We start from the raw sequence: 255 nt of genomic DNA, 5'->3' as shown, positions 1-255 counted from the left end.
CATCGTTCGACTTGCATGTGTTAAGCACGCCGCCAGCGTTCGTCCTGAGCCAGGATCAAACTCTCCGTGAATGTTTACTCGGCCGAAAAACAATTCAGCCGGTGAGACACCCCGAAGAGCGGAACGATCGGAGGAATAGTCCGATCGTTCACAGCGTCCTCGCTGTGTTTTTTCAAAGGAACCTCGACCATCGGTGATCCGATGGACGGGGTATCAACATATCTGGCGTTGACTTTTGGCACGCTGTTGAGTTCT

The 255-nt window shown here is 52.5% G+C and carries 1 protein-coding gene and 1 rRNA gene; both read right to left on the bottom strand.

Features of this window, described 5'->3' with window-relative positions:
- Window positions 1-71: ribosomal RNA gene (locus QSK45_RS38200) — 16S ribosomal RNA — on the bottom strand; the annotation flags it as partial.
- A 3-nt stretch (window positions 72-74) separates the two neighbouring features.
- On the bottom strand, window positions 75-255 hold a 181-nt coding region (locus tag QSK45_RS38195), incomplete at its 5' end, for a hypothetical protein (RefSeq protein WP_285563545.1).

The organism is Streptomyces hygroscopicus subsp. hygroscopicus, assembly GCF_030269125.1.
Classification (GTDB): domain Bacteria; phylum Actinomycetota; class Actinomycetes; order Streptomycetales; family Streptomycetaceae; genus Streptomyces; species Streptomyces hygroscopicus_C.
Note: the sequence above shows the minus strand (reverse complement) of the source record. Positions and strands in the feature narration are given on the sequence as shown.